25 protein-coding genes, 1 tRNA gene and 2 pseudogenes are annotated in these 26,575 nt (G+C 43.4%); 9 read left to right on the top strand and 19 right to left on the bottom strand.

The window, feature by feature from the left end:
• Nucleotides 1–109 precede the first annotated feature (109 nt).
• Both CSV70_RS00135 and bshB2 read left to right on the top strand, forming a co-directional pair.
• Complete coding sequence (locus tag CSV70_RS00135; protein ID WP_085132652.1) at nucleotides 110–460, top strand: YojF family protein; 351 nt, start codon at nucleotides 110–112, stop codon at nucleotides 458–460.
• 13 nt (nucleotides 461–473) lie between these two features.
• Nucleotides 474–1,148 (top strand): bacillithiol biosynthesis deacetylase BshB2, encoded by a 675-nt coding sequence (gene bshB2 / locus CSV70_RS00130; protein ID WP_085132651.1) that lies wholly within the window; start codon nucleotides 474–476, stop codon nucleotides 1,146–1,148.
• Between the two features lie 41 nt (nucleotides 1,149–1,189).
• Here bshB2 and CSV70_RS00125 read toward each other — a convergent pair whose 3' ends face one another.
• The 5 genes from CSV70_RS00125 to CSV70_RS00105 all read right to left on the bottom strand — a co-directional run bounded on the left by CSV70_RS00125 (nucleotide 1,190) and on the right by CSV70_RS00105 (nucleotide 6,962).
• On the bottom strand, nucleotides 1,190–2,299 hold the full coding sequence (locus tag CSV70_RS00125) for a hypothetical protein (protein ID WP_143560906.1): 1,110 nt from the start codon (nucleotides 2,297–2,299) through the stop codon (nucleotides 1,190–1,192).
• 45 nt (nucleotides 2,300–2,344) lie between these two features.
• Complete coding sequence (locus CSV70_RS00120; RefSeq protein WP_099628070.1) at nucleotides 2,345–2,992, bottom strand: YczE/YyaS/YitT family protein; 648 nt, start codon at nucleotides 2,990–2,992, stop codon at nucleotides 2,345–2,347.
• 76 nt (nucleotides 2,993–3,068) lie between these two features.
• Nucleotides 3,069–3,554 (bottom strand): Cys-tRNA(Pro) deacylase, encoded by a 486-nt coding sequence (gene ybaK, locus CSV70_RS00115; protein WP_099661058.1) that lies wholly within the window; start codon nucleotides 3,552–3,554, stop codon nucleotides 3,069–3,071.
• Nucleotides 3,555–3,667: 113 nt separating this feature from the next.
• Nucleotides 3,668–4,237 carry a hypothetical protein gene (locus CSV70_RS00110; protein ID WP_099661059.1) on the bottom strand — a complete coding sequence of 190 codons (570 nt, stop codon included), beginning with the start codon at nucleotides 4,235–4,237 and terminating at the stop codon, nucleotides 3,668–3,670.
• 793 nt (nucleotides 4,238–5,030) lie between these two features.
• Entirely contained in the window at nucleotides 5,031–6,962 is a 1,932-nt protein-coding gene (locus tag CSV70_RS00105) for a cation:proton antiporter (protein WP_232319149.1), read from the bottom strand.
• A 112-nt stretch (nucleotides 6,963–7,074) separates the two neighbouring features.
• Here CSV70_RS00105 and CSV70_RS00100 point away from each other — a divergent pair, with 112 nt between their 5' ends.
• Together CSV70_RS00100 and CSV70_RS00095 are read left to right on the top strand one after the other, a co-directional pair.
• Complete coding sequence (locus tag CSV70_RS00100) at nucleotides 7,075–8,112, top strand: glycosyltransferase family protein (protein WP_099661060.1); 1,038 nt, start codon at nucleotides 7,075–7,077, stop codon at nucleotides 8,110–8,112.
• Nucleotides 8,113–8,142: 30 nt separating this feature from the next.
• Nucleotides 8,143–8,331 (top strand): SE1832 family protein, encoded by a 189-nt coding sequence (locus CSV70_RS00095; RefSeq protein ID WP_029053516.1) that lies wholly within the window; start codon nucleotides 8,143–8,145, stop codon nucleotides 8,329–8,331.
• Nucleotides 8,332–8,872: 541 nt separating this feature from the next.
• Here the strand turns inward: CSV70_RS00095 and CSV70_RS00090 are convergent.
• Nucleotides 8,873–9,418, bottom strand: coding sequence for an RNA polymerase sigma factor (locus CSV70_RS00090; RefSeq protein ID WP_085132645.1), 546 nt, complete (start codon nucleotides 9,416–9,418; stop codon nucleotides 8,873–8,875).
• A 114-nt stretch (nucleotides 9,419–9,532) separates the two neighbouring features.
• On the bottom strand, nucleotides 9,533–10,783 hold the full coding sequence (locus CSV70_RS00085; RefSeq protein ID WP_085132644.1) for a hemolysin family protein: 1,251 nt from the start codon (nucleotides 10,781–10,783) through the stop codon (nucleotides 9,533–9,535).
• A 244-nt stretch (nucleotides 10,784–11,027) separates the two neighbouring features.
• Between CSV70_RS00085 and CSV70_RS00080 the strand changes: the two genes are divergently transcribed.
• Nucleotides 11,028–12,410 (top strand): dipeptidase, encoded by a 1,383-nt coding sequence (locus CSV70_RS00080; protein WP_085132643.1) that lies wholly within the window; start codon nucleotides 11,028–11,030, stop codon nucleotides 12,408–12,410.
• 249 nt (nucleotides 12,411–12,659) lie between these two features.
• Here CSV70_RS00080 and CSV70_RS00075 read toward each other — a convergent pair whose 3' ends face one another.
• The 6 genes from CSV70_RS00075 to CSV70_RS00050 all read right to left on the bottom strand — a co-directional run bounded on the left by CSV70_RS00075 (nucleotide 12,660) and on the right by CSV70_RS00050 (nucleotide 16,510).
• Nucleotides 12,660–13,256, bottom strand: coding sequence for a nitroreductase family protein (locus CSV70_RS00075; protein ID WP_099629570.1), 597 nt, complete (start codon nucleotides 13,254–13,256; stop codon nucleotides 12,660–12,662).
• A gap of 104 nt (nucleotides 13,257–13,360) precedes the next feature.
• Nucleotides 13,361–13,846 (bottom strand): amidase domain-containing protein, encoded by a 486-nt coding sequence (locus CSV70_RS00070; protein ID WP_232319148.1) that lies wholly within the window; start codon nucleotides 13,844–13,846, stop codon nucleotides 13,361–13,363.
• 45 nt (nucleotides 13,847–13,891) lie between these two features.
• A complete protein-coding gene (locus CSV70_RS00065; RefSeq protein ID WP_085132641.1) occupies nucleotides 13,892–14,620 on the bottom strand; it encodes an amino acid ABC transporter ATP-binding protein in 729 nt (242 codons plus the stop codon).
• Between the two features lie 25 nt (nucleotides 14,621–14,645).
• Nucleotides 14,646–15,314 (bottom strand): amino acid ABC transporter permease, encoded by a 669-nt coding sequence (locus CSV70_RS00060; RefSeq protein ID WP_085132640.1) that lies wholly within the window; start codon nucleotides 15,312–15,314, stop codon nucleotides 14,646–14,648.
• Nucleotide 15,315: 1 nt separating this feature from the next.
• Nucleotides 15,316–16,137: a transporter substrate-binding domain-containing protein gene (locus CSV70_RS00055; protein ID WP_099661061.1), complete on the bottom strand. Its 822-nt coding sequence runs from the start codon at nucleotides 16,135–16,137 to the stop codon at nucleotides 15,316–15,318.
• 300 nt (nucleotides 16,138–16,437) lie between these two features.
• Nucleotides 16,438–16,510: transfer RNA gene (locus tag CSV70_RS00050), tRNA-Ala, on the bottom strand.
• 73 nt (nucleotides 16,511–16,583) lie between these two features.
• On the opposite strand from CSV70_RS00050, the gene CSV70_RS00045 reads away from it, so the two are divergent.
• Nucleotides 16,584–17,600 (top strand): DUF2804 domain-containing protein, encoded by a 1,017-nt coding sequence (locus CSV70_RS00045; protein ID WP_085132638.1) that lies wholly within the window; start codon nucleotides 16,584–16,586, stop codon nucleotides 17,598–17,600.
• Between the two features lie 107 nt (nucleotides 17,601–17,707).
• Nucleotides 17,708–18,163, top strand: coding sequence for a YusW family protein (locus tag CSV70_RS00040; RefSeq protein WP_099661062.1), 456 nt, complete (start codon nucleotides 17,708–17,710; stop codon nucleotides 18,161–18,163).
• 351 nt (nucleotides 18,164–18,514) lie between these two features.
• Here the strand turns inward: CSV70_RS00040 and CSV70_RS00035 are convergent, their stop codons facing one another.
• From CSV70_RS00035 to CSV70_RS00010, 6 genes and pseudogenes are all read right to left on the bottom strand, one after another.
• Complete coding sequence (locus CSV70_RS00035) at nucleotides 18,515–18,853, bottom strand: hypothetical protein (protein WP_085132636.1); 339 nt, start codon at nucleotides 18,851–18,853, stop codon at nucleotides 18,515–18,517.
• A gap of 60 nt (nucleotides 18,854–18,913) precedes the next feature.
• Nucleotides 18,914–19,102 carry a hypothetical protein gene (locus CSV70_RS00030; RefSeq protein ID WP_085132635.1) on the bottom strand — a complete coding sequence of 63 codons (189 nt, stop codon included), beginning with the start codon at nucleotides 19,100–19,102 and terminating at the stop codon, nucleotides 18,914–18,916.
• A gap of 87 nt (nucleotides 19,103–19,189) precedes the next feature.
• Nucleotides 19,190–19,600, bottom strand: coding sequence for a hypothetical protein (locus tag CSV70_RS00025; protein ID WP_099661063.1), 411 nt, complete (start codon nucleotides 19,598–19,600; stop codon nucleotides 19,190–19,192).
• Nucleotides 19,601–19,796: 196 nt separating this feature from the next.
• Nucleotides 19,797–21,602: an ABC transporter ATP-binding protein gene (locus CSV70_RS00020; protein WP_369822325.1), complete on the bottom strand. Its 1,806-nt coding sequence runs from the start codon at nucleotides 21,600–21,602 to the stop codon at nucleotides 19,797–19,799.
• A pseudogene (locus tag CSV70_RS00015) lies at nucleotides 21,599–23,316 on the bottom strand (ABC transporter ATP-binding protein). Before CSV70_RS00015 ends, CSV70_RS00020 begins: the two are co-directional and overlap by 4 nt.
• A gap of 71 nt (nucleotides 23,317–23,387) precedes the next feature.
• Nucleotides 23,388–24,335 (bottom strand): DMT family transporter, encoded by a 948-nt coding sequence (locus tag CSV70_RS00010; RefSeq protein ID WP_099626896.1) that lies wholly within the window; start codon nucleotides 24,333–24,335, stop codon nucleotides 23,388–23,390.
• Between the two features lie 127 nt (nucleotides 24,336–24,462).
• Here CSV70_RS00010 and CSV70_RS00005 point away from each other — a divergent pair, with 127 nt between their 5' ends.
• Together CSV70_RS00005 and CSV70_RS16315 are read left to right on the top strand one after the other, a co-directional pair.
• Nucleotides 24,463–26,115 carry a sensor domain-containing protein gene (locus CSV70_RS00005; protein ID WP_099661064.1) on the top strand — a complete coding sequence of 551 codons (1,653 nt, stop codon included), beginning with the start codon at nucleotides 24,463–24,465 and terminating at the stop codon, nucleotides 26,113–26,115.
• 154 nt (nucleotides 26,116–26,269) lie between these two features.
• A pseudogene (locus tag CSV70_RS16315) lies at nucleotides 26,270–26,575 on the top strand (DEAD/DEAH box helicase); the annotation flags it as partial.

Raw genomic sequence — 26,575 nt, 5'->3', positions numbered from 1 at the left:
GCACTCCGACCTTTAGTGAGCCGTCTAATCGCATTCAAACCGCAATATCTATATACTACTTAAATAGAAAGATTGCAGCGAAATGACTGCAAGATTTAGGAGGATGAGTATGGAATCTGTTGACGTGAAACATTTACAAGAGTTACTGAACTCCTTTGCCAATAAAGATGTCTACATACATTTGGAAACGACAAATGGATCGTATGCTTCACATTTCCAAGAAGGATTTTTCAATGCGGGCGCGTTTATTCGTAATGTCATTATCCGTTACGAACTTGGCAAAGTGGCAGGCGAATCTCCGCACCGTGTCGGTCTGAAGTTGCCGAGTGGCTGGATTTATGCACAAGGGATCACACATTATACAGTCGACGAGCATAATCGTTTACTGATGGCGGGACTTGGACCTGACGGAAAGCTTGCGGTAGCGCTTGAAATCAGTGAAACGCCATTTGCTTATTAAGAAGGGAGATTATTTGATGTTGCAAAAAGAACGACATGTACTCGTTGTATTCCCTCATCCCGATGACGAATCATTCGGCACCGCCGGAACGATTGCAGAATATATTGAAATGGGCGTACCTGTGACGTATGCTTGCTTGACACTCGGCGAAATGGGTAGAAATCTCGGTAATCCTCCTTTCGCAAACCGCGAGACGCTTCCACAAATCCGGAAACAAGAATTGCTGGATGCGTGTGATGCGATGGGATTGACAGATTTACGCATGATGGGACTTCGCGACAAAACGATAGAATTTGAAGATCCTGAAAAACTGGTTAACATGATGACTGATCTCATTGATGAATTACATCCTTCTTTAGTCATCTCATTCCACCCGACGCTTGCTGTACATCCCGACCACAACGCAACAGGCGTGGCTGTGATTGAAGCGATGAGCCGTATACTGGAAGCGAATCGGCCGCTACTGTATATGAAAGCATTCGATAATGATACGTTGAATCAACTTGGTGAACCGCATGTTGTGCACCATACACCTAACGTAGCAGATAAAAAGATTGCCGCATTACGCGCACATGCCTCCCAGACGGTTTGGATGTTACCCGACATGGAAAAACGATGGGCTGCAAACGATCAGGATGCACTTGACTGGTTGTATAATGAAGCCTTTTATATTCATAAATTCAAGTAAAAAACCGCAAATTTGCGGTTTTTTTTATATCTTATACAAAATCATTTCTCTTCAATTGCTTTAATAAACGCATATAAATCCTGCAACTTCTTCTCGAACGCTTCCACGTTTAACGCACGGTCCATTTGAATTCTTGCGCTGTTTTGTGATTGCACAGCGGCTTGCATCTGACTTCCCGCTTCTCCAATCACCGTTTGATAACGACGTCGTATATCGTCAATTTGCTTTTCCGCTTCTTCATCTTCTGCACATAACGGCACGATATCGACCAATTCATCACGCGGACTTTCTGCATCGTAGGCATGGGGTTGCGTCGAATCAAACAGACACACCGATAACTCCGGAAACAGTACTAAATCGATACTTGCCGGATCCAATCCGCACCAACCGTACAGCACATCTAGCCCACGTCGCTGTGCTTCGTCTCCTAACGCTCGCATCATCGTCGACTTGCCTGTGCCCGGTAAACCCTTGATCAGAAAGCGACGTTTCGTACGTTTCGTGATAGACGGGATGAAGTCATGTGCGCTGCCAGCTGACAATGAACCGACAATCCGATGCGAGACATGGGCCGGTTTCGTTAGTTCAATCGTTCCAAATAATTGTTGCTTTAATTCTTCCGTAATTTCTTCGTGGCGAGGCCAATCCATTCGGGCAATATTAACTACTTCCCATTCATCATGAATCGCTTTTGCTCGTTTTAACTCTTTCAACGATTGACTAAAACGTGATCTTTCTTCTTTCAACAAAGCACTTACTTCGTCATGCCGTTCGAGTAGCTGATCTAGGTGATAGACGTCATAGAAACAAAAGACTTTATGGCGTTTGCCAAGATCTGTCGGCTCGAATGAAATCGGATGGGATGCCTGCAAGATGAACAGTTCCAGTCCTTTAACGAAAAGTGCATCGGTTTTATCCACATGGCCAGGATTCATGAATCTATCCACACTATAGCCCCTATTGACGAAGTAAACCGCCAAGTCATTGAACACTTGTGATAAGGAATGCGTAGGCAAACACTTCAAAAATATGGTCTTCTTTGATTCCACGAGCAACTCCTCATATTTATGCTGCACGCCTTGTCCTGTATAAGCCGTTCCCATATATTCTGTAATATGTCCGTATATATTGACCATCCTTTCTTTCTTCATTTCATCATATGTATAGGTAAATAAAAAAAGCACAGCCGAGTGGGCTTATGCTCCTTTATAGTGTAATAAAACTTTTTCGTCTGTTTGATGCGTGATCTTCAATAACATTTTCTTGCATTGTGGTAAGGCGATCTGAATGATTTGACCAGTGAATAGGACGACAACCAATGTACCAATTCCTACTGGTCCACCAAGTAAGAAACCGATAAGTGTAGCAATGGCTTCAATCGTAGTCCGTACCAATCGAAGACTCCAGCCAAACTTTTCAACAAACAACAGCATCAAGCTGTCACGTGGTCCAGCACCAAGATTCGGTGACACATATATTCCTACCCCATACGATAGGACGAATACACCGATGATGAAAAAAATAATTTGCGCAGTCAATGAAGTGACATCAGGTAAAAGCCAGTTGAAAAAGTCGATAAATAACCCGATGATCAACATATTAAGCCATGTACCTACTCTCGGCCATTGCCTCAAAATAATCGATGTCACCGAAATGATAACAAAACCAGATATAATACTCCAGGATCCTATCGTTAATCCGAAGTTTTGATACAAACCAAGATGGAGCACGTCCCATGGAGCAATCCCAAGCCGCTGACCTTTAATCATCAACGAAATGCCAAGCGACATAATCATCATTCCCCCGATGAAAAATATCCATCGCCAAGCTAATAAATTACGCATATACATTCTTCTTTCTTCTAGTTATCAGTGTCTTCATTGATTCATTGTAACAGAAATCAACAAAGTTGTTGTGTCCTTACTTTACAACATCACTGAATTTTGCTTTTGCGACATGTGCTAAGTCCTGTGGCGCCAATTTCATTTGTAATCCGACTTTGCCCGCACTGACATAAATACAGTCGATTGTTTCGGCTTGTTGATCAATGAATGTCGGTAACTCGCGTTTCATACCGATTGGCGAACAACCGCCACGGACATAGCCTGTTTCTTTCGTCAATTCCTTCATAGGTAGCATTTCGACTTTTTTGAAACCAGCTGTTTTCGCTGCTTTTTTCAAGTCTAGCTCGTCCGAAACGGGAATGATATAGACAAGCAAGTCTGTTTTACTCGCCATGGCAACGAGCGTTTTATAGACGTGAGAAACCGGTAAATTCGTTTTATTCGCAACTGAAACCCCATCATTATGTCCGTCATCCGTTTGATAGCTATGGATTTCATAGGGTATCTTCTCGCTTTCGATGATGCGAATTGCATTGGTTTTCGGTAACTTCTTCTTTGACATATGTAGGACTTCCTTTCTCTTCGTATTAATAGAAAGCTAGCAAAATATAAATCATCGAAAAAGCCCGTTTACTGAGTTACAGCAAAACAGGCTTCACTTTCAATGGAATCAAATCATACGCTGACATTCATTTGTGGCTGATTCATTTCGTACTGATTCATTCGGGCTTGATTTTGTATTTGATAGACGGAAAATGCATGGCTATATTGCTGTTGCATTCGATTTGGTCTGTCAGTTGTAATCGTACTGTCAACACTCTCCATTTGATCACGTATAGTTTTGGCTCGGTTATGTAACGCCAATTGTAGTTCAGCTTGTGTGATCTTCGCTGATGCATTACTGGCTAGTTGATAATCCGCTGTCGTTGGTGGTGATTCAGAGTATGCCTCTTTGCGGACTTTACGCCATAAATCAATCGTTTCATCCAAGTTGTTGCCGAGTGGAATCGAAATATTTTTCATCTGTCCTGCGCCAAGCTTTTGGAAGTCTTTTTGCGTTTCTTCAAGTTTTCCCATTGGTTGCGAGTTTCCGCGCAGCAATGCCACTAGTTCATCTTTGGTCTTTTGCGCCTGTTCACGGAAATCTGCTTGACGTTCATACGCGTTTCCGGCATTCTTTCTATGGACTGCGTCATACCGTTGCAGTTGTTCGGCGGCGCTCGCAAACCCTATTACAGCATTCATGGTATCCACCTCCGAATAGAAACTTTCTACACGTGTAGCTAGTATAACTAGTTTACGCAGTAATGCGTGAACCGCCAATCCATCTAAAGATTGGATTCGCGCAGGTTGGTGTTTTCATTTTATCCACTCGGTACGCATTTCATACTATATGGATATGCAAGTCGGGCGGTATTTACTAGTGTTTGTTATGGGAATATGTGTAGTATAAGTACCCTTTTTCGTATGTGATCAAACAAAGCTATTCACTGATTGATGTAGTGTGTGGTGGAAAGTGCTGAAGTTTAAGATCGAATGGTGTTTGTAGTGAATAGTTAGTTAGTGCATGGGATTGAAGCTCCAGCTGGGGACGCTTTCCGGAGGGCGTGGCCCGAGCCGCTTCCCTCGCTTTCAGCTCAGTCCAGGGTCTCGAACTCACGCTGATCCTCCCGGAGTCGCCCCAGCTTCCGCTTCAATCCTACGTTGATAGTGGAGCTACGCAGATACGTCACTTTAGATAGTGTGCGAATAGTTGTTGACTTTAAACTTAGTTAAGTTCAAGTGCAGATCAGATTCCATTTCTAATCACTTACTGTCGAAAGTGTTTGAATTAGTAAAGCCCTGAAACCTACTTAGGTTCAAGGGCTTGGTTTATAGATAGAAACGATAATAGTCCTAACTTTAATGAATAACAATACGTATCACCTACTTATATTACGAGGGATTGACGTGTAGGATGGGCACTCCGGAGAGCGTTCTTTCCGAAGCGCTAATCCCTAACCCCAACACTCGTGCAACACCGTCCACTTCCATTCACTCAATCTTTCATGATCTTCGGTGGAGTCTCGCCTGGAATCGCTGGTTTTTCATTCGGTGTATCTTCCAAGAACTTCGTCTCTACGACTTCTTTTGGCACACTCGCTTTGCCGTTCTTTTCTTCGAGTCGGTCAATCGTCCGCTCGATCGTTTTATTCAACGTCGAGAGCGCTACGATCGTATCCCCTGTTTGTGCTTGTAATTCTTTTTCTGCCGTGTAGAACTCTATATCACCAGTTGCCCGTATGATGTACAACAATATGGACTGGTCATCGCGCTCGCGTAAGTACTGTGTGTAGCTGTATTGTTTCGTCAGCAACGTTTTACGGAACACATGCCCTTGGTTGATACGATCATCTAGTTCGTGGATGGACAAGTTCGGCGTGAATAGGAATTGCCCTGTTGCCAGGTTGAACTGTTGATCAGCGCTTCGTTTATGTGTGGTCGTTTGGAACAACAAGTCTCTTCCTAGATCCGGCGTGAAATCGGCGCATACGTGTGAGTTGTAAGTATCCGTCTTTGTCATCGCCAACATATAACGGTATGGTGTCAAATCCAAATGATAGCCCGTATGCTCGGATAAAATATCCCCCATATATGTGGGCACGCTAAGTTTTCGCGCATTGGAAAGACCGCCCCATGAATTTTCCACAACCAAAACTTTGTGACCAGCGTCACTAATATTCTTCGCAAGTTCCGCTACGAACCTTGTACTGCCGATTAGTACTACACCCGATTCAATCGGCGTGGTCAAATTAAGTTTCTTTGCAAGCCAACCAATCGAAAAGCCATGGACGATGACGGTCGCAAATACAAGTGCGAAAGTCAAAGCGGTTAAGAGCTCCGCATCTTCATAGCCGTTCTCAAGCAATATCGTAGCGAAATAGCCCGATACGGTCAGTGCCACAATCCCTCGTGGCGCAATCCAACCAATAAGTGTTTTTTCACGATTCGTCAAATCCGTACCAATTGTTGATACCCATATCGATAGCGGTCTGACGACAAATAGCATCGCAAGTACGTATAGAATAATTTTCGGATTCAAAATTTCGATTAAGATATGTGGATCTAACGACGCCGTCAACATGACGAAAATTCCCGAGATAAGCAATACCGAAATATTCTCTTTAAAATTACGGATGTCTTCTAAAGTAGTCAAATGCATATTCGCCATCGTCATTCCCATCGCCGTGACAGCTAATAAGCCCGTCTCATGCATGATTTCATCAGATAATACGAAGACAAATAACACGAGGCCGAATAATATCGGCGCTTTTAAATATTCCGGTACCCAACCTTTTTCAAATGCTGTTCCTAGAATTCGACTCGTTCCCCAACCAAGAAGTACGGAAAACAGTGATGCACCAAAAAATAGCAACATCGCTTTGGCCGTTACTTCATCATTGATGAATTTGATAACTTCAAATGCAAATACTGCTAGAAGTGCACCGAATGGATCAACGACAATTCCTTCCCACTTCAATATCGCGGCTGCACGGGGTTTTAACCTCGCTTGTCTAAGTAAAGGCAAGATTACGGTAGGACCTGTGACGATGAATAGTCCTCCAATAATAAATGCCACTTCCCACGACAATCCTGCGATATAGTGAGCGGCTAGTGACCCAGCGATCCACGCAATGAACGCGCCGAACGTTACGATTCGCGCAACAGGACGTCCAAATCCTTTAATTTCTTTAAAATCGAGATTTAAACTGCCTTCAAATAATATAATCGCCACTGCGAATGTAATGATGGGTGAATATAGATCCCCCATGGATTGCTGCGGATTGATCAAACCGAAAATTGGTCCTACCAATAACCCGGCAATTGCCATCACGACAATCGCTGGCATCCTCGTCCGCCATGCTATCCATTGCGACGCTACGCCAATTAACACGACCAACATTAAATCCATAATCAATGAATTGAACATTAGGTAGGTCGCCTCCTTCCCTCTTCCAAGCCTTTCTGAACTGCTTTCTTCCCATTGTAATAAACTATTCCCATTTTTCATAGGGTAAGAGGAACAAGCAGATTCAGAAAGGGTGGTTCCTATCGAAAAACAAGTCCAAAAAACAATCGTAATCTATCTTTCCATAACTGAAGGTAAGGGAAGTTATCCTTTACGCCGTGCATTAATACTGGCAAATATGCTAAAAAGCGAAGCACAAGTCATCTTTTTACACGATCAAGAAACACCTGTCCCAAGCGAAAATTTCACATGCCATAAAGTAATCGGTTCTTCTTCCTTCATTAAATTAATAGGCAAACTTCAGCCTGATCTTTTGATTCGAGACAGTGGTCCAAGCTATAAAGAAGAAATGACTAAAATTCATGAACTAGTGCCAAGCATTCTACATTTCGATGATTTCGGTGATGGCGGACAATTAGCAGACTGGGTGATCCAGACGCTGTACCCGGAAACCCAAGAACTTTATGCCGACCACTATATTGTAGGACCTCAGACATTCATGGCAGATGCTACACTGGAATCTTTTCGGCAGGCGGGCCTTAAGAGAAAATCTCCATCTTCTTCGCAACTCGTCATTTCATTCGGCGATGAAGACCCGGGCAATCTCACGTTTCGTGCGTTGCGACATTTAAAGCAGTTACAAATTCCTTTGTCCGTACTGGTGCTACTCGGCCAGAATTATAAACATGATGTGAGTGAAATCCAAATGATGGCATTGAGTCGACCGAACACGAAAGTCGTACAAGCCCCGGACAACCGTGCAGAGCTATTCTCTAAAGCCGATATGGTTCTGTGTGATGCGGGCTATACACCATATGAAATAGCCGTGATCGGTGTACCTTGTATTGTACTTGCCCAAAACGAGTTCGAATCAAACCTCGGCTTTCCAACCGAACGAAATGGCTTTACCCATCTTGGTCTCGGTCGTAAAGTGACTCAGTCGAACTTACTGAATGCAATCATGGAACCGTTGTTGCATGACGCACGTAAGGAACGCGCCATCAAAAAGCAGTTGCAGATCGATATCGGCACAAGCGATGAAAAGGTACTTGAGGCTATCCGTTATTTGCTGGAGTTCCCTAAACGCACGAGGCAGAATATGTTACACTAAAGGAAAACATTATGATAGGAGTTTTCCATTATGACAAAGGATCAGCTGGAGCAAGAGATCGCGGAGCTGAAGATGGACTACATCAGCTTACAGGGCGATATGGAGAAGTTAGAGTCGACAGGTCATGTGAAGATGATTGAAAACGCGGAGCTTCGTCTATCTAAAATGGAAGAGCGCCTCGCGGATTTGAATAAGCAGCTCGCTGAAGCGACGAATTAATACGAACAACCTCCATCGAGTGTATAGCTGATGGAGGTTGTTTTTTGGGTTTGGGAATAGTGAGGATGACTGTGGATTGGGGGTGGGGATTTGCGCTTCGGAGGGGACGCTTTCCTGAGGGCCCGCGGCGAGCCAACTGTTCGCTGCGCTCTCTTAGTTGTCTCGCCTGTCGGGCTGATCCTCCAGGAGTCGCCCCTCCTACGCGCAGATCCCTTGCAATGCGAGTGTGAGATACTTTTTGTTGTGCATTAAAGTAAGTTCTGTAAGTGGTTGTGAACTTTAGTACTTGTCTTTAAATACGTTAAGACAAAACAATAATTTGCAGACTATCTACAGTGAGTTATCTACGTCCCAACACGATCAACGCAGGATGGAAGCGGAAGCTGGTGGCGATTCCTGATGTATCAGCCTGAACAGGTGAGACAACCAAAAGAGAGCGTAGCGAACTGGTTGGCTCACCGCAGACCCATGGGAAAGCATCCACCAGCTGGAGCTTCCATCCCCTCCTGCCCCATAAAAAAAGCCCACAGCAAGTGTGAGCTTAGGCCATTACATACTCTTGGGCTGCTTCGTCTTGCACGAGCAACTCTTTTAGGTACTTCTTCGCGCGGAACAAGCGGGACTTCACAGTGCCGATTGATACACTCATCAACCCTGCGATCTCTACTAACGAATATTGATTCACATAGAAATACTCAATCGTCTTCCGGTAAATACCGTCCAACTCGCTGATCTTCTGTTGTACTAGCTCGGAAATATCACTTTGTTCCATCAACTCAGCAGGAGTTTTCGCATTACTGGGAACCAAATCCAAGATCGGAACGTCTAATGTATCAGGTTGATTCATCACGTATTGACTGTGACGTACATTTTTTCTGTAACGGTCGCGGAATGTGTTCATACAAATCGTCGTCAACCAAGCCTTCATACGGTTGACTTCACTCATTTCACCACTGTAGCGCACTACTTTTACCCATACGTCTTGCATGAGATCTTCTGCTTCTTCCTTATTGCGAGTGAGTTTAAGACATAAATGATATATATAGCGTCCATATTCTTCGTATAATGCGTTTAAGTCGTTTTTCATAATAAGTAGCCTCCGTTTTATAACTGGTACCCTTATTATCACCGACAAACACATTATGAACTATCGCTTTCTCTTTCAGTAACCTTACAATTATGTAAGATTACTTGACAAATTCTACGCTTCCATAACCTCTTCTTTCGGTTCCTGCTTGGTAATCTTTAGGCGCAAAATCCGCGTTCGGTCCATTTCCTCAATCTCAAACAACAATGAATTATAACTAAACTTCTCGCCTTCTTCTGGAATATGACCCACTTCCTGAAAAACAAATCCACCGATTGTATCATGATCTGTTGGTAACTCTATGTCGAGTAGTTCAATAACGTCTTCAATCTCTAAACGTCCTTGGCAGATTAAATGATTCTCTTCTTTTTCGAAAACCATCGACTCTTCCTCCACGTCCGTTTCATCCTCTATATCCTGTCCAATCATTTCTTCAATAATATCTTCCTGTGTGACGATTCCAAGTGTCCCACCATATTCATCTAGCACAATCGCCATATGTTTCTTTTGCGTTAACATACGCTTAAACACGAGCTCTACGCTTGCGGTCTGCACGACGAACAAAGGTTGGCGATCAATTACCTCGGAAAACTTTCGCTCGGGATACATGGACCACTCAATCAACATTTTCGAATAAAAAATACCGACCACTTTGTCGATACTCTCTTCATATACTGGATAGCGGGTATAGAAATACTGCAATACGACGTCGCGTACATCTTCATACGTAGAATCCATCGATAGTGAAATAATATCCGTACGGTGTGTTTCCATTACATCGCTAACATCTTTATCGCGGAAATCTAGCATACCTTTTAGACGGATTGATTCATCCTGACCGAATGTGCCTTCTGTAGACGCAATATCCACCATCGAACGCACATCTTCTTTCGTCAACGTTGCTTCCGTCACCGTTCCTTTAGAAATCAAGCGAACAAAGAAATTGGTGAACAACGATAAAACCAATGTCAATGGAATCAATAACTTCACAAGTACCGAAATAGGTGGCGCTACAATATACGCGATACGATCCGCAAATGTCGCAGCAATCGTTTTCGGTAATACTTCTCCGAATATAATCAAAACAACCGTCAAGATCCCTGTCAGTAACCCAATACTCAATCCTTTATCGATTGCAATCATCGTCACAATCGTAGGCATCAAAATATTCGCAATATTATTTCCAATTAGTATCGCCGTAATCATACGGTCCGGCTTGGAAATCAATTTTCGTAATTTTATCGATTTAATGTCTCCCTGATCCGCACGCAACTGAACTTTCATTCGATTGATAGCAGTCAGAGCTGTTTCACTTCCCGATAAAAAGAAGGACAATAATAAACATAGTCCCAGTGCAATAAACAATTGCGTCTCCTCCAACGTTTCTCCATTTATTTGTCATCATTCATCAGATATTATTAACATGAATTCAACATTTCTTATTGCATAAGTATATCACATATATAATCTGAATCGTTAATGCTACATACAGGTAGGACGTATACTTTTATCATTCGGTTCCCTTATCCATAAGTGTCTAAACCTTAATACATCACGAATTTCTGCTATACTGTGATATAGAAAATATCCAAAGAAAAGAGGGTTTACTATGACTTCATCACAAGCATTGGACCACTATTTCACAAACAACCGTGACCGCCACTTGGAAGAGTTAACGAGCTTCTTGGCAATTCCAAGCATCAGTGCACTTTCCGAACATCAATCCGATATGCAAAAAGCGGCGGAATGGCTGGCGAATGAATTCGAAACTGTCGGATTAGAAAACGTGTCGATTGAAAAAACGGCTGGACAATCCGTTGTCTATGCAGACTGGTTACATGCTGAAGGTCAGCCAACCATCCTGATCTATGGCCACTACGATGTGCAACCTGTTGATCCGCTTCACTTATGGGAAACACCTCCGTTTGAAGCAACAATCCGTGATAATAAATTATATGCACGCGGAGCAAGCGATGATAAAGGGCAAGTGTTTATGCACAGTAAAGCAATCGAAGCGCTGATGAATGTTGAAGGCACTCTCCCTGTTAACGTCAAGCTGATTATTGAAGGGGAAGAAGAGATCGGTAGCCCGAGCCTCGAAGAATATATCCAAAATAATCAAGATAAGCTGGCGGCAGATTTCATCGTCATTTCAGATACCGGCATGTACGGACCTGGCCAGCCCGCCATTTGCTACGGGCTGCGCGGATTAGCCGGCGTACAAATCGATGTGAAAGGTCCTAAAGGAGACTTACACTCCGGACTATACGGTGGCGGTGTTCAAAATCCAATCCACGCACTCGTCGAAATTCTAGCTTCATTCCGTGACGCCGAAGGAACTATCGCCATCGACGGATTCTACGATCAAGTTCGCGATCTGACGGAAGAAGAACGCGCAGGTTGGGCAGCTCTCGACTTCGATAAAGAAGCAGTGAAAAAAGAAGTCGGTGTCAAAGAATTAACTGGGGAGCCCGGCTACACGTACACAGAACGCACATGGGCCCGTCCTACACTCGAGATCAACGGTGTATTTGGTGGATTTTCAGGAGAAGGCATCAAAACCGTCCTCCCTTCCGAAGCAGGTGCAAAAATCACATGCCGTCTAGTTCCTGATCAAGAGCCAGATGAAATCATAGAAAAACTACGTGCACACATTGCGAAACACGAACCAGTCGGATGTGAAGTAACGGTCACTGAATTTGATAAAGGCAAGCCTTACCTAACACCATACGACCACGAAGTGATTCAAGCAGCTGGCAGAGCATACGAGCAAGTATACGGTGTACCTACCGTCTATACACGCGGTGGCGGCTCCATACCCATCGTTGCAGCATTTGATGAAATTCTTAAGTTACCCGTTGTCTTAATGGGCTTCGGACTGGATACCGAAAACTTCCATGCACCGAATGAACATTTCCATTTGGAGAATTTCGATAAAGGATTGCGTGTCATCAGTAGTTATTATGGAGAAATTGAAAAACTCGGGTTGTGATTTGTGAGGGGGTTGATGGGGCTACTGGGGCGATAGAGCGGTTGTGACGTTGGATTGAGCGGTTGCGCGGAGGCATTGAGCGCTCGTGACGCTGGATTGAGCGGTTACGCGGAGGCATTGAGCGCTCAGACATGGCAATAGATCACTCACTAAAAACTATGAGCGCCTCTCCCCTTTTCACATAACAAAAACAGGCTACTCCACAAAAGGGGTAGCCTGTTTTACATGAAGAATGGTACTTTACTACTCTCAAGATTCCTCTTCTTCGTCCTCATAATTACCAAAGTACGTTAGGATTTCCTCTACCGACTTACGCGGTGGAGCTTTCGGCGATGTGTCGAAATAGCCGAACTGCAACATGCTGATGATGCGCTCGCCTGCCTCTACACCTAAACGTTCGCGAAATTTCGGGTTGTCGATGAACGGTGGTGTTTTCCAACAAGTACCTATTCCTTTATCCCAAGCAAGCAATTGGATATTTTGAATTAGTATGCTAGCTGCTGCGTAATCCTCCAGCCGCTCTTTTTGGCGTACATCTTCAGGTACGATGACGAATACAGCTGCACTGGCAGTCGAGAACTTCTTCATTTGTTTTTCGAGATCCTCGTCAGAAAGCTGCTTCCAATTTGCTACACCGAACTCCTTCAAGACGTCCAAAAGCTGTTCATACTGTTCACCTATCGCTACGATTAATCGCCAAGGATTACGGTTTCCGTGGTTTGGAGCCCAAACGGCATCTTCTATAATTTCTGGAATGATCTCTGGTTCGATCGGTTGTCCGTTAAAATTCTTAATAGAGCGCCGTGTGACGATGGCCTCTCTTACCGATAATGCTTGTTCATTCACACTCAACCTTCTCCTTTGCAATAAGTATCTGCTTTTCATTATACCCTAACTTGGTAGTCTGTTACTAGAGGCTATGAGAAACACTTTGATGCAAAACTGGACAATTATGAGAAATGATCATTAATTTTGAAGAAGATATACTTCGCATTCGGTGAGTAAGCATAAGAGTCTTTATAATCCCATGTACGATGATACGCATCATACGTATGCGCATTGACGAGCGGCATATCCCCATTCTTGGCAGTCACAATCGTCGTATGATCGAAACGGCCATCCCCATGGAAATCATATGAAATGACATCTCCCAACTGTAATTCTTGAGGCGTTTTCACTTGAGTTGCAGTCAGTCCTTTTGTAGATGTTGCTAAGTACCATCGCATGGAGTGAGCAACGGTATAACTGAAGCTCCACGTACCTTTTTGCATCCACCAACCCTTTTCGCGATTTGGTTGTCCATGCATAGGTGCTCCACCCGCCAACAGACATTGTGAAATGAAATTCGTACAGTCATCTTCAAAACTTGGAAAGGCAGGGTTTCTGCTATTCCACCACTTATCCGCATAGTCTACTGCTGCTTGTCGATCGTACAAAAAAATCCCTCCTTGCCATATCATATGACAACGAGGGACGTTCAATTAATGATGTAACACTTTCGATAAAAAGTTTTGGGCACGTTCAGAATCAGGATTCGTGAAGAACTTGGCAGGTGATGCCTGTTCCACGACTTTACCGTCTGCCATGAAGATGATTTCATCGCAAATTTCTTTGGCGAAGCCCATTTCATGGGTCACGACGACCATCGTCATACCACTTTCAGCAAGTTTACGGATCGCATCGAGAACTTCGGTGACCATCTCAGGATCAAGTGCTGAAGTCGGCTCATCGAAAAGCATCACTTGCGGATCCATTGCGAGTGCACGTGCTATCGCGACACGTTGTTGTTGACCACCTGATAGCCGGTTCGGATACGCGTCGAATTTATCGCCGAGACCAAGCGAAGTCAGTAACTCCTTCCCTCGCGTTTCCGCTGCACTTTTGCTTAGTCCTTTTACATTGATAGGCGCAAGTGTGACATTTTGCAACGCCGTGAGGAAAGGATAGAGATTAAAGCTTTGGAAAACGAAGCCGATTTCAGAACGCGCTTTATTAATATTCACTTTTCTATCGTGGATGGAAACGCCGTCTACTACAATTTCTCCGTCATCAATTGGCTCGAGCGCATTGATCGTGCGAATTAATGTAGACTTTCCTGCTCCACTTGGGCCTATGATGGCCACAACGTTTGATTTAGGTACTTCAAGCGTGACATCTGTCAGCACTTGGTTCATACCGAATGTTTTATTTACGTTTTTTATAGAAATCATTTCTGGCACTCCTTCACATCAAACTTCATGAATTTTCTCTCGCTAATAATTTTTGTTCGATCGCCCGAATGATCATGGATAACGTGAACGTCATCGCAAAGTAAACGAAACCGATGAATGTCCATACTTCAATGGAACGCATACTAGTGGCAACGAGATTCTTTGCGTTCAACGTTAATTCCGTTGCACCGATGACCGAGATCAAAGAAGAGTCTTTAATTAGCATGATGAATTGTGAAGCTAGTGGCGGTAGAACTCGTCGGAACGCTTGCGGTAAGACGATCAAGCGCATTGCCTGCCAGTACGTCATACCTGACGAACGAGCCGCTTCCATCTGCCCTCTTGGCACTCCTTGTATTCCTGAACGAACAATTTCTGCTATGAATGCTGCGGTAAAGACAGCTAGACCGATAATCGATGCCCAATAAGAACCGAGTTTTAAAAATTGGCCGAGTACAAAGAAAATCCAAATCAACAATACTAGCAACGGCACGCCGCGCATGACTTCTACATAAGCTGAGGAAAGAATACGGATGAAACTATTGCGGGAAATCCTACCCATTCCAATCATAATACCTAGAGGAATAGCCAGTAATAATGCGATCGCTGAAATTTCAAGTGTTTTCAACGCCCCTGCAATAAAGATATCCATATTTTGCGATATTACACTGAAGTCATATTCATAACCGCCCATATTATTCTCCCGAAACCTTATCTAGCCAGTCGCTTTCCTCAAACCAGCGACTTCTTGATGCTAATTCTTCCGGGCTATCCACATAGCTATGCAAAAATGAATTCAACCATTGAATCGTTTCAAAATCATTTTTCTTCACTGCAATCCCTAAGTTTTCAGCAGACAGCAAACCTTCGAGCTGATGAACTTCCCCTTCGTGCTCTAAGCGCCATACCGCAATAGCAGGTTCATCGTAAACGACTGCATCAGCTTGTCCTGAACCCATTGTCGTAGCTGCCAACGGGAAATCTTCGAAATCTACTACTTCCGCATTTTTGAACTGAGACTTCGCAAGCAGCGCACCCGTAGTTCCGATACCTACCGCGATTTTATTCCCTTTTACGTCAAGCTCTTCCCATGATTTGATACCTTTATTGGCAGCTGGCACCATGATCGCCTGACCTGTTTTATAGTAAGGATTGGACATGCTAATGGATAGTGCACGATCCCCACGAATCGTCATACCTGCGATGACCATATCGACTTCACCTATTTGCAAAGCCGGCCCTAAGCCGTCAAATACGAATTGCTTAAATTCCACTTCCGTATTGAGCGCTTCACCTACTGCGTTTGCTAGATCGATATCGTAGCCGACAAAACCGCCTTCGATGCTTTTCATTTCAAAAGGGAAATAACCTGGTGCAATTCCAATCACCAATTTTTTGTTGTCTTTAATATTCTTCAACGTGGACTTTTCTGTTGATGCTGCCTCTCCATCGTTACTACTACATCCCGCGATGACCAATACTAGGATGAGTAATAGTGCTGTAAACATCTTCTTCATACATTTCCCCTTCTCTCTCTTCACTAGTATAAATATTCTAAATTAATACAATTATAAGATACCACCTACCAACTGTCTACAAGTATATGTATACGTTTGCTTGTATACTCCCTATATCGGATAAGATCTTATAACGATTACTTTCTATACTATTTAATATACATCGTGGTGAATAATTATACAATAGTAAATAGTTTCATTATGCATGACGAAGGGGAATATAGTAATACTAGTATAGCCTCGAATAAAAAAACGACAGTTCTAAGAGATTTCTCTCAAGAACTGCCGTCATTACTTTTATGGAGCATAGGGGGCTCGAACCCCTGACCTTTGCACTGCCAGCGCAACGCTCTCCCAGCTGAGCTAATGCCCCTCAAATCTGGTACAATATAGAGTATATCAACTGTTCGTTTAAAAGACAATAGGCAAGAAAGGTGGTTAAGAGTATGCAGCATGAAGAAAAAGAGTTGTCTGAAATTGTTTCTCTGTGTGACTCCAAAGGGCTTCTGAATCCTGAATCAATAGGATACGCACGCAGCCCTTTAGTGAGAAGCAATTTAAGAGGACAGTTCATGAAGAAGAAACGCTGGAACAATTGGTGCATCTACGGGGAAGACATTTTATTAACTACCTCGATTGTACATCTGGATCATAAAGTGATTTGTCTAATTTACATACTCAACTATGAAACCCAGCGTTTCTATGAAAAACATGTAACTCTCCCTTTTGGAAGACGTATTAAAATGCCAGAGGAAGCCCTCGATAGTATCAAGTTCGTACACGACGATATTACGATTCAATTCGTTCATATGCAAGGCGAAACGCATCTATCCATTGTCATTCCTGATTTTGATAATGAAGTATTGCACGCAGATTTGCATATTATTCATCCCGAGAATGATGAATCATTGAATGTAGTCATTCCGAAAAGTCGGGACTCATTTCACTTCACTTCCAAACATTCGATTATGCCGACCGGTGGATATGTGCGTTTTGGTGATCGACGTTTTGATTTCAATCCATATTACAGTTTTGCCGTTTGTGATTTTGGCCGCGGCGTGTGGAATACCCGAACGAATTGGGACTGGGCGATGGCTTCCCAGCGGACAAGTGGTAAACGGATTGGCTTGAATTTCGGTGGTAGTTGGACGGACGGTACGGGACTGACGGAAAATGCCGTCTTCGTTGAAGGCACTATGTATAAATTTCATGAGGATGTACTATTCGATAGCGATAAGGAAGACCCGAAAAGCGCATGGAAAATCCACACAAAATTTTCGGATGATATCCAGTTGACGTTTAAACCATTTTTCCAATGTCCAACACTTGATGATTATATCGTACGCAAGATGTCGGTTAATCAATATGTCGGCTATTTTCATGGAAAGATTCGACTACCAAGCGGACAAGTCTTACCGATTCGACAGATGCTCGGTTCAATTATGGAGCGAAAGTATAATTAATTAAGCTTTTCCTCACCCACCTGTCTACAAAGAGATCATTTTTTGTTTAAGGTCGCTCTTTTAAGGAGATAATACAAGTAGTATATACTTTAGAAAGGGTGGCGCTTATGTCAGTAATGCGAATGTTATCCATTGCAGGAGTTTCATCTATTTTACTTCTCGGAGGCTGCGGGTCAAAAGACGAAGCACCAAACAATGACGATGCGGTCAGCATTGAAAATGAGGGTGAAGGTAGTACCATAAACACGGGTGACGGTTACGGCTTCACAGATTTCGATTTAACGATCAAGAAAGACAATAAGAAAATCGAGACGGATTATGAAGATGTAAAGCCTGGTGATGCAGAGTACGTCAACGAGTTCCAAGAAGTCAATCTAGAAGGCAATGAAGCGATTGACGATATGCATAAAATGTTTATGGAAATTTTGATTGATAGCGGGACTACTAAAGAAGAAGCGATTGATCGCATTTTGCAGTGGTACGGTCTCGATACGTATGATGAATTCGAGTTGGATGTACAGTTTACAGACGACAAGTCTCTTCATATTGATGAGAAGAAGTAATAGCTGGTACAAAATGCAGAATAAAGCGGACCGTTAATTCGTATATGAATTAGCGGTTTTTTGCATGTCTTTTTATTAATGGTTTAGTGTAAATAAAGTAAGATATACTAACCAAATTAATTCGTAAATCCTACGATCCCACTACTAATTGACAGTTTGGGTTAGAACCCGTTGATCTGCGTTGCAGCCGGACGCGTTCCGGAGGGCGGGCGATGAACCACACTCCTCGCTTCGCTCGCTAGGTGTTTCACCTGTCCCGCTGATCCTCCCGGAGTCGCCGGCTTCCACTCCGATCAACTAGGCGAGTGCAAATAAACCACGCTACACAATCGCCCCCGATTATTGAAAGTTTTAAATAATCACGAAAAACAATAGTGTTACCAGAATAGAAAGAACCAAGATCGTTGATAAAATTCTACCTACTTTTGCTCCCCAATCGCTCTTGAATTTATAACCAATAATTAGTGCTGGTATATAAAAAGCAAGAGAATAAAACACTGTATAATGCATACCTGTATTAACATTTGACCAAGGTTTTACACGTATGAGACGCAAGATATAATCGCCAATAGCATCGTATTTTCCAAAGGAGACAGAAAATAATAAACCCAATATAAATAGCAGTAACGACAATGAACCCCATCCGATTTTTTTATGAGTTTTAACATTTCCAATACTACTGCTAACCATTAGTTTCACCCCCTTTCTGAATTTCAATCAATCTTAATATGGTCCTATTCTGGAACAAAGCTATGCTTGTAATGCCCCCGATTCTGATGAAAAGTTATATGTCTTTTGCTCAACTAAAACCAAACCTAATTTAAATAGAAAAGACAATACGAAAATAATCATTAAAGTTCTTGGTATTACATACCTATCAAGAGCTAGTTCATAGCCTCCCGAAAGTAAAATAACGGCAAAAGTAGTTTTATTGCTCATTGTCGACCCCGTAAATCACTTAACAAGTTGGCTCGTTTCAGCCACAACATTTCTCAAACAACGACACCCATTAATATATACCATTCATTATTTCTTTACACTATCTAACAAAATAAACCCAAACACCACGCCAGCTATTGTTTGAATGGTGGAATTTCCCGGATACATGATTTCTGGTACAAACGGAAGAATATTTTCCCCCGCTGGTGTAAATATTAATACACACATAGATAATACACCAAGAGATGGCAACCCAATCCCCATGAATTTAGCCCAATCAAAGGTCCATTGTCTATTCTCTTTCATTTCAATTATAAGTTTTGGCAACCTGAGCAGTATCCCAATACCAATAGGAAATATTGTTGAAAACAAAATAAATGATAGTACTTCATAATTTTTCATATATTCTTGTTTCAACAGGAACTGATATTTAGCACCTAAATAAATCATAACCCCTATACCCATTGTCCATCCGAAGTAATAAAAGAACTTTCTCATAAAGATCCTCCTTTTTGGCTCGATTCTTGAACAATCATAGTTCTACTATTTATACGCCCATAAAGTGTAAAAGTGTTCAACCTATTGAATGTTTCAAATTCAAGTAACTCTGTTCAGACATCCTCATTCCACTCTCAAACATCAGAAAGAGACACTAGTTGATCGGGAATAAAGGCCCACGAACAACCAGCCCCACTTACTCTTCATGATTCAACATCCCATTAAACACGCCTTTGCGTTCCAGCAGTTCTTCGTGACTGCCCGATTCGATTAGCTCGCCGTCTGCCAGTACGAAAATTTTGTCTGCCTGCTTGATTGTATTCAGACGATGTGCGATGACGAAACTAGTCCGTCCTTCCATCAGGCGCTCTAGCGCTTCTTGAATCGCTAGCTCTGTCACCGTGTCGATACTGCTTGTCGCCTCATCAAGCAATAGTAACGTCGGATCCGCCAATAATGCACGGGCGATAGATAGCAGTTGCTTTTGACCTTGCGAAATTTCTTCCCCTCCCGCTGTCAGCACCGTATCATACCCCATCGATAACTTGTTAATGAAGCTGTGGGCGTTAGCCTTTTTGGCGGCCTCTTCCACTTCTTCGTCCGTTGCGTCGAGTCGGCCGTAACGAATATTTTCGCGCACGGTCGCTTCGAACAGGAATGGATCTTGTAAGACGAAGGCCATTTGGCTGCGCACAGTTTGACGCGGTAGTTCATCGATTGGGATGCCGTCGAGCAAGATTTGTCCGCTATCTACTTCGTAAAAACGTGACAGCAATTGCATGATGGTCGTCTTTCCTGCTCCTGTCGCTCCAACGAAAGCTGCTGTTTCACCTGATCGAACATGAAAACTGAGGTTCTTGATAATCGCTTCCTCTTCATAACTAAATGTCACATTGCGGAACTCGACATCGCCATGTAATGTTTCGATCTGCTTCGTGGCTTCGTCTTTTTCAACAGGCTCGTCCATAATAGCAAACACTCGCTCTGCACCTGCAATGGCGGAAAGTACGGTGTTAAATTGATTGGCTAGATCGTTCAAAGGGCGCGTAAATTGCCTTGCGTACTCACTGAAAATGACAATCGTTCCAACCGTTACACCACCATACCCTGTCACCGCCAGCAGTCCGCCTACTCCCGCAACCATCGCAAACGACATATTATTCAGCGTGTTCATCACTTTCGGAATGAAACCTGAATACGTCTGCGCCCAGAAACCTGCTGTACGAAGACGTTCGCTTTTTTGCGCGAACTCTTCTATGACGTTCTGTTCCTGCGAGAACGCTTTGACGACTCGTTGACCCGAAACCGTTTCTTCAATCATGCCGTTTAATTCACCAATTGCGCGCTGTTGTTCTTTAAATAAAATACCCGTACGTCGAGTGATCCAACGCATCGCAATGAACATTAAAGGAACGATGATCATCGTCAGCAACGTCAATAACGGACTGAGATACAGCATGATGGATACCGTACCGACGAGTGTCAGCACACTAGAAAACACTTGAATCAACGAAGAATTTAGTGTTTGACTAACGTTTTCAATATCATTCGTCACGCGGCTCATCAATTCACCGTGTTGGCGTTTATCGAAGAAACGAATTGGCAACTTCTGTAGATGGCCAAATAATTGCGTCCGCAGACGGTAGACAGTTTGCTGTGCGATTCCGACCATCCAGTAATTTTGAAAATACGTAGACAATGAGAAGCCTGCATACACAAGCAGTAATAAACCAATCTGTATACTGAGCCCGTCCACTTTTTTCGGAATGATGAACTGGTCGATAATGTGTCCAATCATCAAGGGGCCAATTAGCGCTAGGGCTGAACTGATTAAAACAAGAGTCAACACTGTAATCAGTAACCCTCGTTGTTGATCAACCAAACGCCAAATTCGTGCGAGCACGGACTTCCAGTTACCCGCTTTCTGCACTTTTTTACGTTGTACTTTTGATAAATCTGCCTTCCGGATAATCGGTTCATAACCAAATGGTTTTCGCATCATGCTACTCCCCCATTCTGTTGCGATTCCGCAATTTCCCGATAGAAGCTGGACGTTTGAAGTAGCTCTTCATGCGTACCATAGCCGACGATCACGCCATCTGATACTAATAAAATCGCATCAGCAATTTGAGCGGTTTGTATTTTTTGCGTGACGATCAGCATCGTCGTATCTTCTTCCTGCAAAGCTTTCCATAATGAAGACTCAGTTTTGACATCGAGCGCACTGGTGCTATCATCCAAAATCAATAAAGACGGTGTACGAATCAACGCGCGAGCAATCGACAGTCGCTGTTTCTGACCGCCAGATAAATTCACACCGCGCTGCCCGACACGTGTTTCATAGCCATCTGTAAAGTCCATGACAGACGAATGAATTTGTGCTTTTTTAGCGGCCTTTTCGATTTCATCGGCAGTGGCATTCGGTTTGCCCCATGACAGATTATCAGCGATCGAGCCCGTAAAAAGGATCGATTGCTGCGGCACGTAGCCGATTAGGTTTCGTAACGTATCGAGCGGCAATCTGCTATGTTTTTACCATCAATCCACACCGTACCTTGCGTTGCGGTGAACATGCGCGGGAGTAGTTGAAGCATCGTCGATTTACCGGAACCGGTAGCCCCCATGATGACGAGTTTCTCGCCCGCTGGAACTTCAAACGACACGTCTTGGAGCACGTCTTCAGTCGTTCCTGGATAACGGAATGATACGTGTTCGAAACGAACGGAAACTGCACCTCGGTGGCGATTGTCAGCGACCTCTAGCTTTTCAAGATCATCATCGGCAACTAGCAGTTCTTCCATTCGATCGGAAGATGCTTTTGCGCGAGAGAAGATCACAATCAAAAAGGAGAACATCGAGAAGGCACTCGTCATGCGCATCGTATAGTTGACGACCGCTACGACATCTCCAACAGGCATATTGGAATTGCGGACTTCATCTGCACCGAACCAAAGTACCGCCATAAAACTAACGTTCATAATAAACAGTAACACTGGTAAAATTAATTCCATTAAGCGCATCGCCTGTACACTATCTTTTTTCAACGCACTTGCCGCTTTAGAAAAACGGTTCGTTTCAAAAACACCTCGTAAATAGGCTTTAATGAGACGAACCGCTTGTAAATTTTCTTGTACGAGATGATTGACACCGTCCAAACGGCGCTGGACTAGTCCAAATAAACGGACTCCTTTGCGCGCCATGACGATGAGGAATGCAGCTAAGAAAGGGGCACCGATCAGTAGGAATACCGCAAGTTTAGGACTGACGACGAATGCCATTATCAAACTTCCAAGCACCATCAACGGCGCACGTGCCATAATTCGTAATCCCATGAAGAGCGCGTTTTGTGCAAGCGTCACGTCACTTGTCAAACGTGTAATGAGACTCGACGTCGGAAAGCGCAAAAATGCCGCGAGTGAAAACGTTTGGACACGCTGAAACAACGCTTGCCTAAGATCATAGCCGAAACTTTGTGCAGCATGTGCAGCGAAATAGGAATTGACGACGCCCGAAAAGAGCGCCACAAAGGCGAGTCCCATCATGACGCTCCCCCAAATCAAAACCGTGTTCAAGTCTTCTTTCATAATTCCTTCATCTATAATTCTACCGATCAGCAGAGGCTGCATTAATTCGACCGATAGTTCAAGTAACATGAGTAAAATGGCAATGAACATTGGCCATTTATAAGGTAGTGCATAGCGGAAAACCGTCTTCATCTGATTCACCCTTTACGTGCCGTCTTTACCTCATTATGTCATATAGGAATATGGCGTGTACAGGCGCAAATCTATACTTCGCTGTGGTCGTACTCTTGGATTGATTCCGGGAACGGAGCGTTTTCCTTCTTGCGATTCCCTCCGATAGATAACCAAATAACCCCTACAAGCATGATGGCCGCGCCACTTATTTGCCAGACACCCATCGACTGACCGAGCCAGAACACAGAGACAATCATCGCTGTGAGCGGTTCGAAACTGGAAAGGACGCTTGTTTCAACAGGTGAAATATACGTCATACTTTGCAGGAACATGATGAATGCAAGCGTTCCCATAATGATGACGAGTAATAACATACCCATCGCTGGACCGTTGACCAATGCACCAAGATTCATGAAGAACATCGGTAAGTTGATGATGAATAACGTCACGCCGCCAATGAACATCCCCCAGCCGACAACGAGTAATACACCCCACTCCGACATAAGAACTACGGGATATAACGTGTAAAAAGTGAAGGCAAATCCCACAATTACTCCCCACACAATCGCAGACGTATCTAAAGAAATGCTGGAGAATGAACCGTTTGTCAAAAGCAAGATCAAACCGAATAAAGCAACGATCATACCGATTACTTGACTACCTGGCGGGAATGATTTCTGAAAGATCGAAAGCAGTATGATGATATAGACCGGTGCAACGAACTGGAATAATGTTGCGACTACTGCGTCACTATGTGCAATGGTTTGGACGAAACCGTACTGGACGCCAAGCATTCCGATAACACCAAACATTACCATTTTACGCAACCACAACTTCTGTCTCATTGGACGACCAATTTGTATGCCTTTTGCTTTTAATAACGCTAGCACTACAGCACCCGCAATTGTCAAACGTAGGATTAACATCATAGAAACTGACATTTCGCTATAGTCCAAAATCCACTCCATCATCGGTCCAGTAGCGCCCCATAACATCGAACCTACAATAATCATGATAATTCCTTTTAATCGCAACATGATCCATCACCCCTAACTAGATTGTTGTTTTTTCACCAACATAGTATAAAATTCTCATGCCAGTTGTAGACAATGCGTAAACTTCATTTATAATAGTCATATAGTAGAATTGGAAAGGAGTACCTCTATGCATACAATTCCGTTACCAGAGACTAGCGAACACCAAGCCCTAGTCGATAGTCTAAATAAATACCAATTAGTTACACATACTGATGGCGAAGGTCTAATCACCTATACCAACCAAAATTACCTAACTGTTAGTGGTTGGACTCCCAAACGCATTTTAGGTAAATCGTTTTGGCAAATGTTTTCGGATCGATCTCAAAGTCAGGAAATAGCGAACTCCATTTGGGATTGTTTGCTGTCCGGAAAAACATGGGCAGGTAAAATAGAAAAAATGACGCGCACTGGTGAGCCATTCTTTGTGAATACACTTGCCGTCCCTACTCTATCCAATGCCGGAGATCTTCAGTCTGTGTTCTTTCTAGAACTTGATATTACAGAAGATGTACGCTTGCAGGAACGCTTAGGAGAAATTGCATTCATTGACGTAGAAACTGGACTCATGAGTCGCCATAAGCTGGAACAAGTAGTCAATGACTCTATCGCAAAAGCAACGCATTTTTCATTCGTTTATTTGACAATCGATCATTACTACACTATGAAAGAGCTGCAATCTCAAGAATCTGAGACACAGCTAATCCAAGAATTCACCAACCGATTAAAGCGCTACTTCCAGGATAGTCCCATTGCGCGTATCGATACGAATAGCTTTGTCGTGCTGACAGCTTTCGGTGATTGGTATATTCAAGGTTTCTATGAATTCTTAAAACAACAACCTATCTATCTTAGTCACAATGCGCAAACTCTTTCGATTAGCGGTGGGATTGTACGTTTCCCTGAAGATCAAAGAACATACACGCAACTATATAAAGTCGCGATGACTGCTGCAGCCGATGTCATCAGTCAAGGTGGCGGACGGATTGCTTCTTTATCAGCTGAGTCTCATAAAATTCTAAACCGCCGTTTGGAAATCGACCGCAAGATGCTGACAGCACTGGATCGCAATTCATTGCATGTAGCCTATCTGCCGCAATTTGATGTAGCGAGCGAGAAAATCACTTGCTACGAAGCGCTCGTCCGTTGGGAAGATGAAGATCTTGGCATCATCAGTCCCGATGAATTGATTCCGATTGCAGAAGAAAACGGTCTGATTGAAGAAATCGGTGCGTATGTAGCAGAAGAAGCGATGACGTTCGTAACGAAATGGCATCGGGCAGGTAATGATATGAATATTTCCATCAACTCATCCATTCGTGAATCGTTAAACCCACAATGGAAAGACCGATTAATCTCCATCTTAAATGAAACAGGATGCCCCGCAAACAAAGTACAATTGGAGTTCACAGAAAAATTCGCGCTTAAAGCGGAAGAAGAACAATCTGTACTGGCGCAAATGTCCGAACTGCAAAACCTCGGTTTACAGTTCACTCTCGATGATTTCGGCTCTGGATACGCATCGTTGCGATACTTGCAGCATTTGCCAATTACCAGTGTCAAAATTGACCGCGTCTTTATCGATACGTTGTTGAGTAATCCGAAGACACAGAAATTGATTGAAGGATTGATTCAACTTTCGAAAAAAATAAACTTATATACGATTGCAGAAGGTGTCAGCAATGAACAGCAATTTGCGTTGCTGAAAGAAATGGGCATCGATGCGATGCAAGGTCATTTCATCGGAATGCCGATGCCTGCTGAGCGAATCGAAATTAAATAAACTATCGCCACCAAATTAGATGGAGCTCCTTTCATAAAGAAAGGGCTCCATTTTTGTCTATCTTGTTCAGTTGTGGTAAGTCTGAGCGCGTTTGATTACAGCTTACTGTACGGGAGGTGAAAAGACAACCTTTTTTGATTAGGTGCCGGGGTGATTGGGGCGAATTTTGAATGTGGTAGAGCGCTTGACTGGGTTGTTTGAGCGGAAATCGAATATCATAGAGCGCTCGGCTGGATTGTTTGAGCGGAAATCAAACAGCATAGAGCGCTCGGCTGGGTTGTTTGAGCGGAAATCAAACAGCATAGAGCGCTCGGCTGGGTTGTTTGAGCGAAAATCGAACATCATAGAGCGCTCGACCAACTTCTTTGAGCGGAAACCAAACAACATTGAGCGCTCGACCGACTTTGAGCGAAAACCAAACAACATAGAGCGCTCGACCAACTTCTTTGAGCGAAAATCA

The sequence above is a fragment of the Sporosarcina sp. P25 genome, assembly GCF_002743235.1.
GTDB lineage: Bacteria > Bacillota > Bacilli > Bacillales_A > Planococcaceae > Sporosarcina > Sporosarcina ureae_B.
Note: the sequence above shows the minus strand (reverse complement) of the source record. Positions and strands in the feature narration are given on the sequence as shown.

Bases quoted from the DNA above. Each gene is read 5' to 3' on its own strand.
- CSV70_RS00135 (WP_085132652.1), top strand. From the start codon at position 110: ATGGAATCTGTTGACGTGAAACATTTACAAGAGTTACTGAACTCCTTT.
- CSV70_RS00125 (WP_143560906.1), bottom strand. From the start codon at position 2,299: ATGAAGAAAGAAAGGATGGTCAATATATACGGACATATTACAGAATAT.
- CSV70_RS00120 (WP_099628070.1), bottom strand. From the start codon at position 2,992: ATGCGTAATTTATTAGCTTGGCGATGGATATTTTTCATCGGGGGAATG.
- ybaK (WP_099661058.1), bottom strand. From the start codon at position 3,554: ATGTCAAAGAAGAAGTTACCGAAAACCAATGCAATTCGCATCATCGAA.
- CSV70_RS00110 (WP_099661059.1), bottom strand. From the start codon at position 4,237: ATGAATGCTGTAATAGGGTTTGCGAGCGCCGCCGAACAACTGCAACGG.
- CSV70_RS00105 (WP_232319149.1), bottom strand. From the start codon at position 6,962: ATGTTCAATTCATTGATTATGGATTTAATGTTGGTCGTGTTAATTGGC.
- CSV70_RS00095 (WP_029053516.1), top strand. From the start codon at position 8,143: ATGACAAAGGATCAGCTGGAGCAAGAGATCGCGGAGCTGAAGATGGAC.
- CSV70_RS00090 (WP_085132645.1), bottom strand. From the start codon at position 9,418: ATGAAAAACGACTTAAACGCATTATACGAAGAATATGGACGCTATATA.
- CSV70_RS00080 (WP_085132643.1), top strand. From the start codon at position 11,028: ATGACTTCATCACAAGCATTGGACCACTATTTCACAAACAACCGTGAC.
- CSV70_RS00065 (WP_085132641.1), bottom strand. From the start codon at position 14,620: ATGATTTCTATAAAAAACGTAAATAAAACATTCGGTATGAACCAAGTG.
- CSV70_RS00060 (WP_085132640.1), bottom strand. From the start codon at position 15,314: ATGGGCGGTTATGAATATGACTTCAGTGTAATATCGCAAAATATGGAT.
- CSV70_RS00055 (WP_099661061.1), bottom strand. From the start codon at position 16,137: ATGAAGAAGATGTTTACAGCACTATTACTCATCCTAGTATTGGTCATC.
- CSV70_RS00045 (WP_085132638.1), top strand. From the start codon at position 16,584: ATGCAGCATGAAGAAAAAGAGTTGTCTGAAATTGTTTCTCTGTGTGAC.
- CSV70_RS00040 (WP_099661062.1), top strand. From the start codon at position 17,708: ATGTCAGTAATGCGAATGTTATCCATTGCAGGAGTTTCATCTATTTTA.
- CSV70_RS00035 (WP_085132636.1), bottom strand. From the start codon at position 18,853: ATGGTTAGCAGTAGTATTGGAAATGTTAAAACTCATAAAAAAATCGGA.
- CSV70_RS00030 (WP_085132635.1), bottom strand. From the start codon at position 19,102: ATGAGCAATAAAACTACTTTTGCCGTTATTTTACTTTCGGGAGGCTAT.
- CSV70_RS00025 (WP_099661063.1), bottom strand. From the start codon at position 19,600: ATGAGAAAGTTCTTTTATTACTTCGGATGGACAATGGGTATAGGGGTT.
- CSV70_RS00020 (WP_369822325.1), bottom strand. From the start codon at position 21,602: ATGATGCGAAAACCATTTGGTTATGAACCGATTATCCGGAAGGCAGAT.
- CSV70_RS00010 (WP_099626896.1), bottom strand. From the start codon at position 24,335: ATGTTGCGATTAAAAGGAATTATCATGATTATTGTAGGTTCGATGTTA.
- CSV70_RS00005 (WP_099661064.1), top strand. From the start codon at position 24,463: ATGCATACAATTCCGTTACCAGAGACTAGCGAACACCAAGCCCTAGTC.